The sequence below is a fragment of the Nocardia sp. NPDC060220 genome (assembly GCF_042727815.1).
Lineage (GTDB): Bacteria > Actinomycetota > Actinomycetes > Mycobacteriales > Mycobacteriaceae > Nocardia.
This window is the reverse complement of record NZ_JBHWZY010000040.1, coordinates 1-16,412: the sequence shown is the minus strand read 5'-3', so window position 1 is coordinate 16,412 and position 16,412 is coordinate 1. Positions and strand designations below refer to the sequence as shown.

Genomic DNA, 16,412 nt, shown 5'->3' with positions numbered 1-16,412 from the left:
GGCAGTACGGCTGCGCCACCGCGGGCCCGGCGCGATGTCGTGGGCCTCGTCAGCGAGAACCCTCCACCCGCGCTAGGCCGGTGCCTGTCAGCTGCCGTGCGCACCATCGGCGAGCGCCTGCCGCAGATCCTTGCGGCTGGTCTTGCCGACGCCGGTTTCCGGGAATTCGTCGACGACCACGACCGTGTCGGGCATCTTCCACGCCGCCACGCCGCGCGAGCGGACGAACTTGCGCACCGAGATCAGCGTGGGCCGCTGCGCCGGGTCGATCGGCTGAACGAACGCGCAAATCCGTTGACCCAGCACAGGATCCGGCGTGCCGACGATGACAGCGTCGCGAACCGCGGGATGTTCGAGCAGGTGCGCCTCGAGCTCTTCGGCCGATACCTTCTCGCCGCCCCGGTTCACCCAGTCGCCCGCGCGGCCCGCGACCACGAGATTGCCGTCCGGGCGCACGGACACGATGTCGCCGGTGCGGTACCAGCCGTCGGCGGTGAAGCTGCGGGCATCGGCGTCGGGATTGTCGTAGTAGCCGCGAATGGTGTACGGGCCCTGCGTGATCAGGTTGCCGGTGGACCCCGGCGCCACCTCGGCGCCGTTGTCGTCGACGACGGCGAGCTGGTCGTACTCCGACATCGGCCGACCCTGCGTGCTGACCACCACGTCGATCGGGTCGTCGAGCCGCGTGTAGCAGACCAGCCCCTCGGCCATGCCGAACACCTGCTGCAGGGTCACACCGAGCGCGGGACCGATCCGGCGGGCGAGCTCGTCCTGACACCGCGCCCCACCCACCTGGAGTACCCGCAGACTGGACAGATCCGCGGTCTCGCCTGCCTCGGCGCGCTCGGTCCACAGCCGCGCCAGCGGGGGGACCAGACCCGTGATGGTGACGCCGAATCGCTCGATCAGCGGAAAGGCCGTCGCCGGAGTCGGATCCGGCGTCATCGCCACCGCACCACCCGCCCACAGCGCACCGAGGATGCCCGGCGAACTCATCGGGAAGTTGTGTGCGACCGGCAGCGTCGCGAGATAGACAGTGGCGCTGTCGAGCTCACAGATCTCGGCGCTGCGGCGCACGCTGTACAGGTAGTCGTCGTGGGTACGCGCGATGAGCTTCGGGATACCCGTACTCCCGCCGGACAGTTGCAGGAACGCCACATCGCTCGGCGACGGGCCCGCCAATTCGGTAGGGGTGTCCCGGAATTCGTCGATATCGTGCGCGTCACCGGGCAGCGACGGACAGTCGACCAGCACCAGGTGGCGCAGACTCTCGACCTCGCCGCGCACCTCGGCGGCCAGCGCCGCGTAGTCGAAACGCTGGTGCGTGCCGCAGGTGATCATGGCCTTCGCCCCGGCGGCCTCGGCGATCGGCACCAGCTCGGCCTTGCGATGGGCGGGCAGACAGAACACCGGCAGCGCACCGAGCTTGAACAGCGCGAAGATCGCCTCGACGAATTCCGCGCGGTTGGGCAGCTGCACCAGCACCCGGTCACCGGGCGCGATGCCGAGGCGGGCCAAACCGGTGGCGAGCGAGCGGGAACGATGCTCGAGTTCGGCGTAGGTCCAGCTGTTCGCGTCGTCCAGGACCGCGATCCGGTCCGGCGCCGCGACCGCGCGCGCGGTGAGCACGTCGCCGAATGTCTCACCGGTCCAACAGTTCTGCTCTCGATATCGTTGTGCCAGCTCAGCGGGCCACGGAGTGAATCCGGGGAGCACGGGATCGGTCAAGTCGAGCACCTCTTTCCAGCGGATCTTCGAAGTTCCTCGCCGGAAGCTGTAAGGGAAGCTAACCAACCGACGATGAAATCAGGTTAGGCTAACCTCATGCATAGTGGTGAGTCCAGAGGGCGAATCGTCGTCGTGACCGGCGCCGCCGGGGGAATCGGCGCCGCGGTCGCCGCCCGTTTCGCCGGCGAAGCGGGAGTTCTCTCGCTGTGGGACCGCGACCCCGCCGTCCACAAGGTCGCCGCCGAACTCACGGCACGATCCGCTCATGGCGTCGAACTGGATATCAGCGACGGCGCCGAAGTACAGGCCGCCTTCGACCGTCTCACCACGGAATTCGGAACACCTGATGTCGTCGTGCACGCGGCCGGGCTCATGGTCGGCGGCTCCGCACTCGAACTCGACCCACAGGAGTGGGCACGCTGCCTGACCGTCAACGCCACCGGCACGATGCTGATCACCCAGCGCGCAGCCGCCGAGATGGTCCGCGCCGGTCGTGGCGCGATCGTGGTCGTCTCCTCGAACGCGGCCGCCACGCCACGCGTCGCCATGGCCGCCTACGGCGCCGCCAAGGCCGCCGCCACCGCGTTCACCCGCTCGCTGGCCCTGCAAGTCGCACCGCTCGGCGTGCGGGTGAACCTGGTCTCGCCCGGTTCCACCGATACCCCGATGCTGCGTGAGATGTTCGGCGGCACCGTCGACGACGCGGCCGAGCATGCGCTGCTCGACGGCGATCCGAGTGTCTACCGCCTCGGAATTCCGTTGCGCCGCATCGCCACTCCCGCCGATATCGCGGGCTCAGTCCACTTCCTGGCGTCCGAGGACGCCCGCCACATCACGATGCACGACCTGCGGGTCGACGGTGGCGCAACGCTCGACATGTGACCGAGAGGAATGATCACCATCAGTACCGACAGCTCAGACCCCGCTTTCCTGCTGTCCCGTCCGCAGCGGACCGTGTCCGCCACCGCGGGCGGGACCGTCTTCCGCTCGGCACACGACGCGATCACCGCGCTGCGCAGTGGCCGGATCAGCCACATCGTCGGCGCGCTACCGTTCACCCCCGGCGCTCCGACCGCGCTGTGGGCGCCGGATTCGGTGACGATCACCGAGGCGCCGCACCAACCCGGTTCGCGGGCGCTGCCCCGCTTCGAACTCGATGCCGCGCTGCCCGCGCCGGAGGAACACCGCCAGCGCGTCGCCACCGCAGTCGAACTGCTCGGCAATCCCGCGCATCCGTTGCGAAAGGTGGTGCTGGCCCGCGCTGTTCGCGCTCGGACGACGAAACCTGTTCGAGCACCGGATATCCTGGACCTGATGGTCGCCTCGGACCCGATGTCCAACGGGTTCCTGGTCGACCTCTCCGCCGCGGGCGGACGCTATCCCGGCCGACACCTGGTCGGCTCCAGCCCCGAGATCCTGGTACGCCGCAACGGAAGTCAGGTCCTGAGCCACCCGCTGGCAGGCTCGGCCCGGCGAATCCTCGACGACAGCGGCGCCGACCGCACCGCCGCCGACGCACTGCTCGCCTCCACCAAAGACCATGCCGAGCACCGCTTCGTGACCGACCAGGTTTCCGCCGTGCTGCGTGACCGGTGCGCCGAAGTACAGACTCCCGCACCGGAACTCACGGCGACACCGGCGATGTGGCATCTGGGCACGCCGATCACCGCGACAGTCCCGCTCGCCGGACCGTCGGCGCTGGAGCTGGCAGTTGCACTGCACCCGACCCCCGCGATCTGCGGCACGCCCACCGCGGCTGCCGCCCGCGTGATCGCCGAACTCGAGGGCGAACGCGGCTTCTACGCCGGTGCGGTCGGCTGGTGCGACGCCGACGGCAACGGTGAGTGGATGGTGAGCATCCGCTGTGCCGAGCTGTCCGCCGACGGCACCACCCTGCTCGCGCACGCGGGCGGCGGGATCGTCGCCGCCTCCGACCCTGCCGCCGAATTGGCCGAGACCACCGGCAAATTCCAGCGCATCCTCGGGCCGCTCGGTATCGCCGACCTGCCCGTCACCGTCGGCTGACCCCGCCGACCCAACGCTCAACGGAGACTCCCCATGCCCATTCCCCCGATCGCGCCCTATCCGATGCCGACCGCGGACGAGTTCACCGCCGACCAGGTCGACTGGACCGCCGAGGCCGGCCGCAGCGCACTGCTGATCCACGACATGCAGCAGTACTTCCTCGACGCCTACGACCTCTACCGCGATCCCGCGCGCACCCTCATCGCCAACATCGCCACCCTGCGCGATCACTGCCACCGGTTCGACATCCCGGTCATCTACACGATGCAACCCGGCGACCAGCATCCGTCACGGCGCGGGATACTCGCCGACTTCTGGGGCACCGGCATGTCCGAGGGCGCCGATACCGAGGTGATCAACGCCATCGCCCCCGACCCACAGGACATCCAGGTCACCAAGTGGCGCTACTCCGCCTTCCAACGCACCGATCTGCGTGAGCTACTCGGCTACTACGGTCGCGATCAGCTCCTCATCACCGGCGTCTACACCCACATGGGCTGCATGCTCAGTGCCGCGGAGGCGTTCATGGGCGACGTGCGCCCCTTCCTCGTCCACGATGCCACCGCCGACTTCAGCCGCGACGACCACATCATGGCGCTGAACTACGTCGCTCGCCGTTGCGGTGCCGTCACCAGCACCGACGAGCTGATCCGTCAGCTCGACACCACGAAGGTGGAATCCACCGAACGCCGATCCGCCTGATCGGTACCGACCAGGGGGCCCTGCCGTTGCGATGAACGGCAGGGCCTTTTGCCCGCCGAGTCACCCCTGAACCTGCCCCGAAGAAGAAGGAACACCGTTCATGTCAGTTCATCGAATGACGGCGCGCATGCGTGCCGCCGTCGCGCTCCTGATCGTCGCGGTGGCCGCGACGGCAGCGGGCTGCGGCAGCTCCACTGCCGACCAGGCCGCCGGCACCGGCACTCGCCAGGTGGAAACCGCCAAGGGCCTCGTCACCGTGCCCGCCGACCCGCAGCGCATCGTGGTCCTCAACGGCGCTCTCGCCGGATACCTCTTCGACCTGGATGCCAAGGTGAAAGCCGCGGATCCGCGCATTCTGGGCATCACGCTGAAGCCCGGCGAGTTCCCCCCGTCCTGGGCGGCGGATGCCGCGGAACAGGGCACCGAGGCGGTGCCCTCCGGTGACGACCTGAACCTGGAGTTCATCGCCGCCCAGCGGCCGGACCTGATCATCGGCGGCGGGCCCGGATACCCCGGCATGCAGTCGATCAAGAACTACGACAAGCTCACGGCCGTCGCGCCCACCGCGCTCGTACCCTCCGACGCCGCCAACTGGCAGGACCAGTTGAAGTCGGTGGCCCACATCGTGAACCGCCCCGACAAGGTGGACAGCATGATCACCACCTACGACGACAAGGTCGCGAAGGTGAAGTCCGGCATGAAGCTGCCACAGGGCGCGACGGCCGTGATGCAGTCCCAATCGGACGGCAAGCCCATCCTGCTGGCCCCCAACACCCCGCTGGCCACACTGCTCGCCGAGGTCGGATTCACCATCGACGACAAGATCGAAGCGAAGGCGGGCAACCCGCCCCGGCCCGCGGCAGCCGACTGGGTGACCTTCAGCCCCGAACTACTGAGCACTGTCGTCGACGCGCCGGTGCTGTTCGTGATCTCGGTCGACAACGGCCGCGATATCGCCCAGCTGAAGGCAGATCCGGCGCTCGCGATACTGCCTGCCTTCCAGAAGAGTCAGGTCTACGAGCTGCCCGCGGACAGCAAACGGCCGGACTACCGGGTTGCCATGGCGACCCTCGACCTGTTGGCTGAGCGCTTCAAGTGAGACAGCTGTCGGCGGCCGGCCGACCTAGCGCGCCGACGAAGCCCAGGGCTCGGTGGCCAGCACCGTCTGGTCGTCGACGCGATCACCTGCCTGCTCGGCAGAGTGGGTGATCGAAGTCGGGATCTTGGGAAACGCGTGGGCATGGTGGCGCCCGATCCAGGTGAGCAGCTCCTCACGGACCGCGCAGCGCAGGGTCCACGCGTCGTCGGCATCGGCGGCCGACATCGTCGCGCGGACGACGATGTCGGTCGGCGTGCTGTCGGTTACCAGCAGATTCCAGTTGCGGCCGTCCCATTCCCGGCACTCGCGCAGGTAGGTGTGCAGATGCTCGCGCAGCGCGGGTACCGGGGTGCTGTGGTCGAGGTGCAGCAGCACTGTGCCGGTGACCTGCGAGCCGCCCCGCGACCAGTTCTCGTAGGGTTGGCTGTTGAAGTAGGACACCGGCATGGTGAGCCTGCGGTCGTCCCAGATCCGCACGGTCAGGAAGGCCAGGGTGATCTCCTCGACAGTTCCCCACTCCCCTTCCACGACAACGGTATCGCCGATCTTGACCGAGTCGCCGAAGGCGATCTGCAACCCGGCCATGAGATTGCTCAACGTCGACTGGGCGGCGACACCGACGATGATGCCGATCACGCCCGCCGAGGCCAGCATCGACGTGCCGAGGGTCCGCAGACTCGGGAACAGCAACAGGATGGCCACCGCGGCGGTGGTGACCACCAGCACCGAAGTGACGATGCGACGCACCAGTCCGAGCTGGGTGCGCAACTGGCGCACGCGCGAAACCTCGCTGGCGCGTTGGGCATAGCGGCCCAGCAGGCTTTCGGCCACCACATCGGTGGCCCGGATGACCAACCACACCGCGGCGATGATGGCCGCCGTCGCCAGGAAGCTCCGGATCACCACGTCCTGGCGCAGGTCGAGCTCGGCGAGCGGATAGACCGCGTGCAAGGTGACCGTCCCGAGCAGAATCTGCAGCGGCAGTTGCAGTCGCCGCAGCGATGGCAGATGGACACTGGGACTGCGGCGCGCCGCGTAGCGCAGCACACGCTCTACCAGCAAACCCACCGAGACCGTGATCGCCGCCGTAGCGAGCAGCACGATGATCGGCCGTAATATCTCCTCCACGAGATCGAACTCCTCCCGTTGTCGGCTTGCCTCAGCTGCGGCATACCCACACCCACCGGCCACAGACATGACCGTCTGATTGCGAGTCGTGGAGTCGGCACAACAACAAGAGGCACCGCTGTTCGGCGCGAACAGCGGAGCCTCTTGCGGTTGTCTTCGGCTGTCTTACAGCGCTTTCAGTTCCTCGGTGACCGCACCGACGGACTTCTTCGCATCACCGAACAGCATCGAGGTGTGGTCGGCGTAGAACAGCGGGTTGTCGATACCGGCGAAGCCGGAGTTCATCGAGCGCTTGAGCACGATGACGCTCTTGGCCTGGTCGACATTGAGCACCGGCATGCCGTAGATCGGGCTCGACTTGTCGTCGCGGGCCGCCGGGTTGGTGACGTCGTTGGCGCCGATGACCAGGACCACATCGGTACGGTTGAACTCACCGTTGATGTCGTCCATTTCCTTCATCGCGTCGTAGGACACCTCGGCCTCGGCCAGCAGCACGTTCATGTGACCGGGCATGCGACCGGCGACCGGGTGGATCGCATACTTGACCTCGACACCCTTGCCCTCGAGCAGCAGCGCCATCTCCTTGACCGCGTGCTGGGCCTGGGCCACGGCCATACCGTAGCCCGGGACCACGATCACCTGGTTGGCGTAGGCCATCTGGATCGCGGCGTCGGCGGCGGAGGTGGCCTTCGCCGTCTTGGCCTCACCGTCACCCGAACCCGCGACCGCGCCGCCGCCACCGAAGCCACCGGCCACGATCGCGGGGATGGAGCGGTTCATGGCCTTGGCCATCAGGTTGGTGAGGATGGTGCCCGAGGCGCCGACGATCATGCCCGCGACGATCATCGCGGTGTTGTTCAGCGCCAGACCCGCGGCCGCGGCCGACAGACCGGTCAGGGCGTTGAGCAGCGAGATCACGACCGGCATGTCCGCGCCACCGATGGGCAGCACGACCATCAGGCCGAGCACACCGGCGAGCACGAGCAGGCCGATCATCCACAGCTGCGAGACGCCACCGTTGTCGGCGCCGAGGCCGATCACGACGGCGCACACGATCGCGCCGACGAGCAGGATCAGGTTCAGCGGCTGCTGCAGGCGACCGACGCTGATCGGCTTGCCGGACAGCAGTTCCTGCAGCTTGGCGAAGGCGATGATCGAGCCCCAGAAGGAGATCGAGCCGATCACCGCGGCGAACAGCGAACCGATGATGATGTGGATGGTCGGTTCCTCGTGCAGCTGCGAAAAGCCCGCGCTATCGACGAATTCGGCCCACGCGATCAACGCGACCGTGCCACCACCGACGCCGTTGAACGCCGCGACCAGCTGCGGCATCTCGGTCATCTTGGTGCGGATGGCGGGCGGAACACCCAGTGCCACACCGACGATCAGGCCGGCAGCGATGAGGATCCAGTTGAGCAGGGCGGCGTGGCGCACCGAGATCAAGGTGGCGAGGACCGCGATACCCATACCGACAGCGGCGATCTGGTTGCCGCGGACCGCGGTCTTCGGGCCGGTCAGGCCCATCAGGCCGTAGATGAACATGGAGAAGGCCACGATGTAGAGGCCGTTGACCAGGTAGGTCATGTTGTCGACTGCGTGCATCACTCGGCCGCCTTCTTCTTACCCTTGAACATGCCGAGCATGCGGTCGGTGACCACGAAGCCACCGATGACGTTCAGTGTTCCGAACACCACCGCGACGAACAGGATCACCTGTACGAGCAGCGAGGGGTCCTTCACATTGCCCAGGGTCACCAGTGCACCGAGCACGACGATGCCGTGAATGGCGTTGGTGCCCGACATCAGCGGGGTGTGCAGGGTGTTGGGGACCTTCGAGATCACCGCGAAGCCGACGAAGCCGGACAGCACGAGGATCGCGATATTGGCGAGCAGTTCGGTGTACATCAGGCTTCCACCTCACGGGTGACGCAGGAATCCGCCAGGACCTGATCCTCGAAGTCGGGGGCGAGCTTGCCGTCGACCAGCATCAGTTCCAGCAGCGCCGAAATGTTCTTCGAGTACAACTCGGAAGCGTGCTCGGGCATCGTGGCGGGCAGGTTCAGCGGCGAGGCGATGGTCACCTCGTGCTTGACCACGACCTCGCCGGGCTCGGTGAGCTCACAGTTGCCACCGGTCTCCCCGGCCAGGTCGATGATCACGCTGCCGGGCTTCATGCCCTCGACAGCGGCCGCGGTGACCAGGCGGGGTGCGGGGCGACCCGGCACCAGCGCGGTGGTGATGACGACGTCGAAGCCCTTGATGGCGTCTTCGAGCGCCTGCTGCTGCTGAGCCTTCTCCTCGTCGGTGAGTTCGCGGGCGTACCCACCCTCACCGGCGGCGTCGATCCCGAGATCCAGCCACTGCGCACCGACCGAGCGCACCTGATCGGCGACCTCGGGACGCACGTCGTAACCGGTGGTCCGCCCGCCGAGACGCTTGGCCGTGGCCAGCGCCTGCAGACCGGCAACACCCACACCGAGCACCAGCACGGTGGCCGGCTTCACGGTGCCCGCGGCGGTGGTGAGCATCGGGAAGAACCGGGTCGACTCCGACGCGGCGAGCAGCACGGCCTTGTACCCGGCCACGTTCGCCTGCGAGGACAGGGCATCCATCACCTGGGCGCGCGAGATACGCGGAATCGCCTCGACGGCGAACGCCTGCACACCGGCGGAGCGCAGCGCGCCGATCTGATTCTCGGCATTGCGCGGCGCCAGGAAACCGATCAGGGTCTGCCCGGAGGACAGCTTGCCCACCTCGGCATCACTGGGCGGGGCGACCTTGACGACGACCTCGGCCGACCATGGGTCACCGATGGTCGCGCCTGCCTCTACATAGGCAGCGTCGGGAATGAGAGCGCCGAGGCCGGCACCGGCTTCCACGATCACCTCGACACCCTGCTTGGACAGGGCGGGGATGATCTTGGGCACCAATGCGACTCGCCGCTCACCCGGGCCGGACTCGCGAACGACTCCGACACGCGCTCCGCGCGGCGAACCCTCGCCCACGTTTTGCGTTGTCTCCACTAGTCAGACTTCCTTTTCGTGCTGGCTTCGAGCCTGGGAACAACGGGGCGCCGAAGTTACCTGTGAGTAAGTTCGACTGAAATCCTGGCAACTGTACTCGGCTCGCGGTGAGCCTAGCGGAGATGCCCGTCACAACGGAGAACTGGACTGACGACCACAAAACGGACACCGCGGCCCTCGTCAGCAGTGACAACCAGCTCCCGGCCCGGCGGACACCGGCCGGTGCCCACACCGAGATTCGTCACCGCAGGTGGGGACATGCAAGAGCGCACATCCACGTCGGTTACTTACCTCGACGTCCGGCTCCAGGCCGGGCACCCGCGTATCCGACGAGACGTGATGCGCGTCATGGTAGCGACCGGTTCGGGCTGTTGCGCGACCCAGATCACACCGTAGGGTCGAGGCCGTGAACGACTGCGCCTTCTGTCGGATCGTGGCGGGTGCCGCACCGGCAACCATGGTCTACTCCGATGACGCGGTCTGCGCGTTCCTCGACATCCGTCCCATCACCCGTGGCCATACCCTGATCGTTCCCAAGGTCCACGCGACCGAACTCGACGATCTCGACCCCGACCTCGGCGCCCGGATCTTCCGCACCGGCCACCGTCTGGCCCGTGCCCTGCGCCTGAGCGGGCTCGCGAGCGACGGTGCCAACCTCATCCTCAACGACGGCACCGCCGCGTTCCAGACCGTCGGCCACGTCCACCTGCACGTGGTCCCACGCAAGCACGGTGACAAACTCACCTTCGCCAAGGGTTTCCTCTTGCGTCGCCCGCACGAACCGAATTCGACCGCAGCGGCGATCCGCGCCGGCCTCACCGCGCTCGACCAGAGCGAAGCAGAAGGAGCACAGGGATGATCGAGACGCCGGGGCGCGAACAACTCACCGACCTGCTCGCCGAGCAGTGGGAAGCCATCGCGCTGCTGGTCACCGACCTCGACGAAAAGGCCTGGCGCCGAACGTCTCCGCTGCCCGGCTGGACCCTGTTCGACGTGGTCGCGCACGTGATCGGCACCGAGTCGTGGTTACTCGGCGAGACACCGCCGCCGCACGATCCCCTGCGTCCCAAGACCGACGTGCGAACCCTGCCGCATGTGCGCAACGAAGTGGCCGTGCTCAACGAGATCTGGGTCGACCGGTTGCGCCCACTCTCCGGCAAACGGCTGCTCGCGCTGTTCGACGAGACCACCGAACGTCGCCGGGCGGCACTGGCCGCCATGGACGACGACGCCTGGCAGGCGCCGACCGTCTCACCGGTGGGTCAGGTCCCCTACGGGCGGTTCATGCGGGTGCGGCTGTTCGATTGCTGGATGCACGAACTCGACCTCGCCGACGGGATCGGGCGCAGCGTGCCCGAGGGTGGCGCGCGGGCCGAGGCCGCGTTCACCGAACTGACCCTCGGTCTCGGCCGTGCGGTGGTGAAAGGCGCCAAGGCGCCGGATGGTTCGCTGATCACACTGGACCTGACCGGTCCGGTGACCCGGCAGGTACACCTGTCGGTCGCCGGTGGGCGCGGGTCGGTTCTCGACGAGGTTTCCGACGAGCCGACCACCGTGATCCGCGTGGACTCCGGGCTTTTCGCGCGACTGCGCGGCGGGCGCACCACCGCCGACCGGCACCCCGGCGAAGTCGTCGTCGAGGGTGATACCGCGCTCGGTGAGCGGCTCGTACAGAATCTGGCGTTCACTATCTGATGCGACTCTTCCTGGCGTCGTACAGATTCGGCGGTTTCGCCGATCGGCTCGTCGGGCTCGTCGGCGCGCCGGGACGCGTCGCGGTGATTCCGAACGCGTGTGACGCGTGGCCCGATGCCTGGTCGGCGGCGGTGACGAGTGATGTGAAACCGCTGGAGCAACAGGGCTATTCGCCGGACGTGCTGGATCTGCGCGAGTACGCCGGGCAACCGGAGCGGCTGGAACGGCACCTGCGCGGGTTCCCGATGGTCTGGGTGCGCGGCGGCAACACGTTCGTTCTGCGCGCCCAATTCGCCCGCAGCGGAGCCGATTTCGTGCTGCCCGCGTTGTTGCGCGAGGACGCGCTGGTCTACGCGGGCTACAGCGCGGGCGCGTGCCTGCTCGGACCCGACCTGCACGGGCTGGAAACCATGGACGACCCCGCCGAGGTACTACCCACCACCGGCATCGAACCACGGTGGGACGGACTGGGTTTGGTCGAACGCCGTCTGGTCGTCCACCTGGACTCCCCCACCGACCCGGATGGCGACTCCGTCGCGATGCTGGCCCACTGCGTCGCCCAGGGCATCCCGCACTGGGCGCTCACCGACGACGACGTCGTCCTCGTCGACGGCGATCGCACCGAGGTGCTCCGGGGTTGACGCCGCCGGCACACCGACGCGCGATCACGCGGCGGTCGTCGCCGTCACCGCCGACCGACGGCGGAAGACGAGCCAGCGCATCGCGCAGTACATGTACACGGCCTCACAACCGCCCGCGAGCAACCTGGCCAGGTGATACTCCAGGCCGAGCGCGGTGAGACCCGAGCCGACGCCGAGGATGAACGCCAGGTAGTTCACCACGACCACCACCACATACACGGCGGCTTGCTTGCCCATCGGCGCGTGGGAGTGGAAGTTGAAGGTGCGATTGAGCAGGAAGCTCAGCCCGAACGCCACGATGTAGGCGAGGGTGATCGACAGCCAGACGGGCAAGCCGAAACCGCCGTGCAGCAGTGTGAGCAACAGCAGGTCGACACCGAAGGTGAAGCTGTTGATCAGCGCGAAGCCGAGGAACGTCGCGGGCACATACCGGTCGAGCCCCCACGGCAGCCGGGCGACGACCGCCGCACACCAACGGGTGAACCGGTCGGCCACCGATTCGGTGACACTCGCCTGATGCTGCACGCGGCCAGCCTGCCAGCGGCAGATGAAGTCAGGGTGAGCAACCGGCAAACGGGGTGGGCCGAGCGGCTAGCGGCTGACCGCCGCGATCGGGCGAGTATCGAACGAGGCCCACGCGGCGAGGCAGCGACGGCGGGTGAGCTCGTCGGCCTCGGCGAGCAGTGCGTCACGCAGCAACGCGGGGTCGGCTGCCCAGCGTGCGGCGATCTCGGCCAGCGCACGGACATCGAACATCCCGGTCGACTCCAGCGCGGACAGCCATTCGTGATGTGCGCCGGTGTGCACACGACGCATCACCTCGGTGTCGATGCCCGCGTCGGCGAACTCCGCGGCCAGCAGAGCACCCACCAGCTCGCCGCGGTCCTGCGGTTCCTTCATCATCGCCAGTCCTCCCTACGAAAAGCGGTGCGGCGCAACAACGTCGCATGATCGATGCGCGCGGCGCGCACCCGTGGAGCAGAACTCGAAACACGCTGGGCGGCGAGGCGATTCACCGTCGAACACACCCTGTCAGGGCATTGTGACGGATTGGACGGCGTATATACCAACGGGGCGCGCCAGATCACATCGATGCGCGGATTTCCTTGTTCGGGCCCACATCACATCCGGTCGATCACCAGGCATTCTTCTGCCCCGGCGTGGTTCACCTGCGCGCCCGGTGCGCGATCGACCAGGACGAACTGCCCGCGACGGACGGGGTGCGCGGGTTAGCGTGAACAGGTGGACGAGCGCAGCGGTGACCTCGATTCGTTGATTTCGGCGTTGCCGGACGGGGCGGTCGTCATCGACCCCGATCTGCTGGCGGGCTACCGACAGGACTGGGCGCGCGATCCCGACGCCGGCACGCCGCTGGCGGTGGTGCGGGCGCGCGGTACCGCCGATGTCGCCGCCACGCTGCGGTGGGCGCACGCGAACAAGGTCCCGGTGGTGCCGCGCGGGGCCGGGACCGGCCTGTCCGGTGGGGCGACCGCGGTGGACGGCGGAATCGTGCTCAGCACCGAGCTGATGCGGGAGATCAGCGTCGACGCGGTGACCCGGATCGCGGTGGCGCAACCCGGACTGCTCAACGCCGAGGTGAAGCGGGCTGTCGCCGCGGAGGGGCTGTGGTATCCGCCGGACCCGTCCTCGTTCGAGATCTGCTCGATCGGCGGCAACGCGGCGACCAACGCGGGCGGGCTGTGCTGCGTGAAGTACGGCGTGACCACCGACTATGTGCTCGGGATGGAAGTGGTGCTGGCCGACGGGACCGTGGTGCGGCTCGGCGGGCCGCGACTCAAGGACTCGGCCGGGTTGTCGCTGACGAAACTGTTCGTCGGGAGCGAGGGCACGCTCGGCGTGATCACCGAACTCACCCTGCGCCTGTTGCCCGCACAGCCTCCGCAGTCGACCGTCGTGGCCAGTTTCGGCTCGCTCACCGCGGCGACCGACGCGATCCTGGCGATCACCTCGACCCTGCGCCCGGCCATGCTCGAATTCATGGACACCGTCGCGATCAACGCCGTCGAGGACGAGATGCGGATGGGGTTGGACCGCACCGCCGCCGCGCTGCTGGTCGCCCGCTCCGACGCCCCCGGCGAATTCGCCGCGCACGAAGCGCAAGTGATGGTGGGCCTGTGCGAGAAGGCCGGTGCGACGGAGGTTTTCCATACCGCCGATGCCACCGAAGGTGAGGCCTTCACCGCCGCACGACGATTCGCGATTCCCGCCGTGGAGAAGATCGGGCCGCTGCTGCTCGAAGACGTCGGTGTGCCGTTGCCCCGGCTCGGCGACCTGATCGCCGGCGTCACCGCCATCGGCGAACGCAACGACGTGCTCGTCTCGCTCATCGCGCACGCGGGCGACGGCAACACCCACCCGCTGATCGTGCACGACCCCACCGACCCCGACAACACCGCACGCGCCCACCGCGCCTTCGGCGAGATCATGGACCTGGCCATCGCCCTCGGCGGCACCATCACCGGCGAACACGGCGTCGGCCGCTTGAAAAAGGCCTGGCTGCCCGACCAGGTGGGCCCCGACGTCATGGCCCTGACCCGCCGCATCAAGGACGCACTCGACCCCGAAGGCATCCTCAACCCCGGCGCGGTCCTCTGACCGGGTTAGCATCCGAGGCATGACCACCAGGCTCGAGCACAACGTCGCCGACACCCGCTACGAGATCTACCACGACGATGTCCTCGCGGGATACGCCGACTACGCCGAACGCGAAGACCCCAGGGTTCGCGACTTCCACCACACCATGACGTTTCCGGAGTTCCGGGGCCGAGGAGTAGCGGCCGAAGTCGTGAAATACGGGCTCGACGACTCCCGCGAACACGGCTACCAGATCATCCCCACCTGCTGGTACGTCGAAAAATACATCGCCGAACATCCCGAATACGCCGACCTCGTCCCGTAGCAGCTATCCGGCACTGCCCGCCACATTCGTGTTGTGTACCGAACTGACCCACCAGGTGTCGTTGTGTTCGGTGAAAACCCATGTGCCGCGGTTGGTTACCGAGAAACTCGGGGTGCGTAGTGTCTGCTCGACAGTGACGATCGCGTGCCCACCGGAAAGGAAGCGCGCGGCGAGAATCGTGTAATTCGCTTCGGCGTCCGGGCTGTTCCGCAGTGCGGTCCGGTGATAGGCATGCAATTCATCCCAGCTCAGAAAGACAGATCCCGCCGGATTGATGAAAGCCACATCGGCGGTGAAGACACTGTCGAAGGCGTCTGCGTCTTTTGCCGCGAGTGCGGCTTCGAGAGTTCCGAACACGCCGGTGATCGCGGCTAGTGCGACGTCCTGATCCTGGACGGCTACGGCAGCCTTCGGGCGTGCGCCAGGTGCATCAACAGTCATCGTCCCAACATACGTACGCCGTCTGCCGGCGGCCCGAATCCGCGTGCCCACACAGCAATCGACCGGGTGCTCCGGCCTACTCCTCGCAAACGGCTTGTACGAGGAAGAGTAGGCGATGTGGAACACCCGGTCGGTGCGGGGAATCAGCCCTTGAGCAGGTTACGAGCCATCACCAGGCGCTGGATCTGGTTGGTGCCCTCGTAGATCTGGGTGATCTTCGCGTCGCGCATCATGCGCTCGACCGGGAAGTCGGTGGTGTAGCCGGCGCCACCGAAGAGCTGGACGGCGTTGGTGGTGACCTCCATGGCCACGTCCGAGGCGAAGCACTTGGCGGCGGCGGAGATGAAGCCGAGGTTCTTCTCGCCACGCTCGGCGCGGGCGGCCGAGGTGTAGACCATCAGGCGGGCGGCCTCGATCTTCATGGCCATGTCGGCCAGCATGAACTCGGTGTTCTGGAAGCTGGCGATGGTCTTGCCGAACTGCTTGCGATCCTTGGTGTAGGCGATCGCGGCGTCGAGCGCACCCTGGGCCAGGCCGACGGCCTGCGCGCCGATGGTCGGGCGGGTGTGATCGAGGGTCTGCAGCGCGGTCTTGAAACCGGTGCCGGGCTCGCCGACGATGCGGTCGCCGGGGATGCGGCAGTTCTCGAAGTACAGCTCGGCGGTGGGCGAACCCTTGATGCCCAGCTTGTGCTCGAGCGGGCCGACCACGAAGCCCTCGTCGTCCTTGTGGACCAGGAACGAGGAGATGCCGTTGGCACCCTTGTCGGCGTCGGTCACCGCCATCACGGTGTACCAGGAGGACTTGCCGCCGTTGGTGATCCAGCACTTGGAGCCGTTGAGGATCCAGTCGTCGCCGTCGGCCTTGGCGCGGGTGCGCATCGCGGCGGCGTCGGAACCGGCCTCACGCTCGGACAGCGCGTAGGAGGCCATCTCGCCGTTGACGATGTCGGCCAGGACCTTGGTCTTGAGCTCTTCGGAGCCGTTGAGGATCAGGCCCATGGTGCCGAGC

The 16,412-nt window shown here is 67.5% G+C and carries 18 protein-coding genes; 9 read left to right on the top strand and 9 right to left on the bottom strand.

Annotation, left to right across the window (positions count from 1 at the left end):
• Positions 1-87: 87 nt before the first annotated feature.
• Entirely contained in the window at positions 88-1,737 is a 1,650-nt protein-coding gene (locus ACFWF3_RS03675) for a (2,3-dihydroxybenzoyl)adenylate synthase (RefSeq protein WP_378995461.1), read from the bottom strand.
• A gap of 87 nt (positions 1,738-1,824) precedes the next feature.
• Here ACFWF3_RS03675 and ACFWF3_RS03670 point away from each other — a divergent pair, with 87 nt between their 5' ends.
• The 4 genes from ACFWF3_RS03670 to ACFWF3_RS03655 all read left to right on the top strand — a co-directional run bounded on the left by ACFWF3_RS03670 (position 1,825) and on the right by ACFWF3_RS03655 (position 5,554).
• A complete protein-coding gene (locus ACFWF3_RS03670; protein WP_379312305.1) occupies positions 1,825-2,610 on the top strand; it encodes an SDR family oxidoreductase in 786 nt (261 codons plus the stop codon).
• Between the two features lie 9 nt (positions 2,611-2,619).
• Positions 2,620-3,753 (top strand): isochorismate synthase MenF, encoded by a 1,134-nt coding sequence (locus ACFWF3_RS03665; RefSeq protein WP_379312304.1) that lies wholly within the window; start codon positions 2,620-2,622, stop codon positions 3,751-3,753.
• Positions 3,754-3,786: 33 nt separating this feature from the next.
• Positions 3,787-4,455, top strand: coding sequence for an isochorismatase family protein (locus ACFWF3_RS03660; RefSeq protein WP_379312303.1), 669 nt, complete (start codon positions 3,787-3,789; stop codon positions 4,453-4,455).
• Positions 4,456-4,555: 100 nt separating this feature from the next.
• The gene (locus tag ACFWF3_RS03655; RefSeq protein ID WP_379312302.1) at positions 4,556-5,554 is read left to right on the top strand and encodes an ABC transporter substrate-binding protein; all 999 of its coding nucleotides are present in this window, start codon (positions 4,556-4,558) and stop codon (positions 5,552-5,554) included.
• 24 nt (positions 5,555-5,578) lie between these two features.
• Here ACFWF3_RS03655 and ACFWF3_RS03650 read toward each other — a convergent pair whose 3' ends face one another.
• The 4 genes from ACFWF3_RS03650 to ACFWF3_RS03635 all read right to left on the bottom strand — a co-directional run bounded on the left by ACFWF3_RS03650 (position 5,579) and on the right by ACFWF3_RS03635 (position 9,704).
• Complete coding sequence (locus tag ACFWF3_RS03650; RefSeq protein ID WP_378995450.1) at positions 5,579-6,682, bottom strand: mechanosensitive ion channel family protein; 1,104 nt, start codon at positions 6,680-6,682, stop codon at positions 5,579-5,581.
• 165 nt (positions 6,683-6,847) lie between these two features.
• Positions 6,848-8,266, bottom strand: a complete 1,419-nt coding sequence (locus ACFWF3_RS03645; protein ID WP_379312306.1) for an NAD(P)(+) transhydrogenase (Re/Si-specific) subunit beta — start codon at positions 8,264-8,266, stop codon at positions 6,848-6,850.
• 17 nt (positions 8,267-8,283) lie between these two features.
• On the bottom strand, positions 8,284-8,586 hold the full coding sequence (locus ACFWF3_RS03640; RefSeq protein ID WP_056818017.1) for an NAD(P) transhydrogenase subunit alpha: 303 nt from the start codon (positions 8,584-8,586) through the stop codon (positions 8,284-8,286).
• Complete coding sequence (locus ACFWF3_RS03635) at positions 8,586-9,704, bottom strand: Re/Si-specific NAD(P)(+) transhydrogenase subunit alpha (protein WP_379312301.1); 1,119 nt, start codon at positions 9,702-9,704, stop codon at positions 8,586-8,588. Before ACFWF3_RS03635 ends, ACFWF3_RS03640 begins: the two co-directional genes overlap by 1 nt.
• Before the next feature lie 406 nt (positions 9,705-10,110).
• Between ACFWF3_RS03635 and ACFWF3_RS03630 the strand changes: the two genes are divergently transcribed.
• Genes ACFWF3_RS03630 through ACFWF3_RS03620 form a run of 3 tightly spaced genes read left to right on the top strand, consistent with a single transcriptional unit; the run spans position 10,111 to position 12,040 of the window.
• On the top strand, positions 10,111-10,563 hold the full coding sequence (locus ACFWF3_RS03630; protein ID WP_378995446.1) for an HIT family protein: 453 nt from the start codon (positions 10,111-10,113) through the stop codon (positions 10,561-10,563).
• Positions 10,560-11,399, top strand: a complete 840-nt coding sequence (locus tag ACFWF3_RS03625) for a maleylpyruvate isomerase N-terminal domain-containing protein (protein ID WP_379312300.1) — start codon at positions 10,560-10,562, stop codon at positions 11,397-11,399. Before ACFWF3_RS03630 ends, ACFWF3_RS03625 begins: the two co-directional genes overlap by 4 nt.
• The gene (locus ACFWF3_RS03620) at positions 11,399-12,040 is read left to right on the top strand and encodes a Type 1 glutamine amidotransferase-like domain-containing protein (protein ID WP_379312299.1); all 642 of its coding nucleotides are present in this window, start codon (positions 11,399-11,401) and stop codon (positions 12,038-12,040) included. Before ACFWF3_RS03625 ends, ACFWF3_RS03620 begins: the two co-directional genes overlap by 1 nt.
• Positions 12,041-12,064: 24 nt before the next feature.
• On the opposite strand, the gene ACFWF3_RS03615 is transcribed toward ACFWF3_RS03620, so the two are convergent.
• Both ACFWF3_RS03615 and ACFWF3_RS03610 read right to left on the bottom strand, forming a co-directional pair.
• Positions 12,065-12,565 carry a GtrA family protein gene (locus ACFWF3_RS03615; protein ID WP_378995440.1) on the bottom strand — a complete coding sequence of 167 codons (501 nt, stop codon included), beginning with the start codon at positions 12,563-12,565 and terminating at the stop codon, positions 12,065-12,067.
• Between the two features lie 66 nt (positions 12,566-12,631).
• Entirely contained in the window at positions 12,632-12,943 is a 312-nt protein-coding gene (locus ACFWF3_RS03610; RefSeq protein ID WP_378995438.1) for a hypothetical protein, read from the bottom strand.
• A 339-nt stretch (positions 12,944-13,282) separates the two neighbouring features.
• Between ACFWF3_RS03610 and ACFWF3_RS03605 the strand changes: the two genes are divergently transcribed.
• Both ACFWF3_RS03605 and ACFWF3_RS03600 read left to right on the top strand, forming a co-directional pair.
• The gene (locus tag ACFWF3_RS03605) at positions 13,283-14,656 is read left to right on the top strand and encodes an FAD-binding oxidoreductase (protein WP_378995436.1); all 1,374 of its coding nucleotides are present in this window, start codon (positions 13,283-13,285) and stop codon (positions 14,654-14,656) included.
• Between the two features lie 19 nt (positions 14,657-14,675).
• Complete coding sequence (locus ACFWF3_RS03600) at positions 14,676-14,960, top strand: GNAT family N-acetyltransferase (protein WP_378995434.1); 285 nt, start codon at positions 14,676-14,678, stop codon at positions 14,958-14,960.
• 3 nt (positions 14,961-14,963) lie between these two features.
• Here ACFWF3_RS03600 and ACFWF3_RS03595 read toward each other — a convergent pair whose 3' ends face one another.
• Positions 14,964-15,452: an SgcJ/EcaC family oxidoreductase gene (locus tag ACFWF3_RS03595; RefSeq protein ID WP_379312298.1), complete on the bottom strand. Its 489-nt coding sequence runs from the start codon at positions 15,450-15,452 to the stop codon at positions 14,964-14,966.
• Positions 15,453-15,544: 92 nt separating this feature from the next.
• Positions 15,545-16,412: acyl-CoA dehydrogenase family protein (locus ACFWF3_RS03590; RefSeq protein WP_379312297.1), on the bottom strand; the 868-nt coding region annotated here is incomplete at its 5' end.

Excerpts from the sequence above, each read along its gene's own strand:
- ACFWF3_RS03600 (WP_378995434.1), top strand. The coding sequence starts at position 14,676 with ATGACCACCAGGCTCGAGCACAACGTCGCCGACACCCGCTACGAGATC.
- ACFWF3_RS03625 (WP_379312300.1), top strand. The coding sequence starts at position 10,560 with ATGATCGAGACGCCGGGGCGCGAACAACTCACCGACCTGCTCGCCGAG.
- ACFWF3_RS03670 (WP_379312305.1), top strand. The coding sequence starts at position 1,825 with ATGCATAGTGGTGAGTCCAGAGGGCGAATCGTCGTCGTGACCGGCGCC.
- ACFWF3_RS03620 (WP_379312299.1), top strand. The coding sequence starts at position 11,399 with ATGCGACTCTTCCTGGCGTCGTACAGATTCGGCGGTTTCGCCGATCGG.
- ACFWF3_RS03665 (WP_379312304.1), top strand. The coding sequence starts at position 2,620 with ATGATCACCATCAGTACCGACAGCTCAGACCCCGCTTTCCTGCTGTCC.
- ACFWF3_RS03655 (WP_379312302.1), top strand. The coding sequence starts at position 4,556 with ATGTCAGTTCATCGAATGACGGCGCGCATGCGTGCCGCCGTCGCGCTC.
- ACFWF3_RS03645 (WP_379312306.1), bottom strand. The coding sequence starts at position 8,266 with ATGACCTACCTGGTCAACGGCCTCTACATCGTGGCCTTCTCCATGTTC.
- ACFWF3_RS03610 (WP_378995438.1), bottom strand. The coding sequence starts at position 12,943 with ATGATGAAGGAACCGCAGGACCGCGGCGAGCTGGTGGGTGCTCTGCTG.
- ACFWF3_RS03640 (WP_056818017.1), bottom strand. The coding sequence starts at position 8,586 with ATGTACACCGAACTGCTCGCCAATATCGCGATCCTCGTGCTGTCCGGC.
- ACFWF3_RS03660 (WP_379312303.1), top strand. The coding sequence starts at position 3,787 with ATGCCCATTCCCCCGATCGCGCCCTATCCGATGCCGACCGCGGACGAG.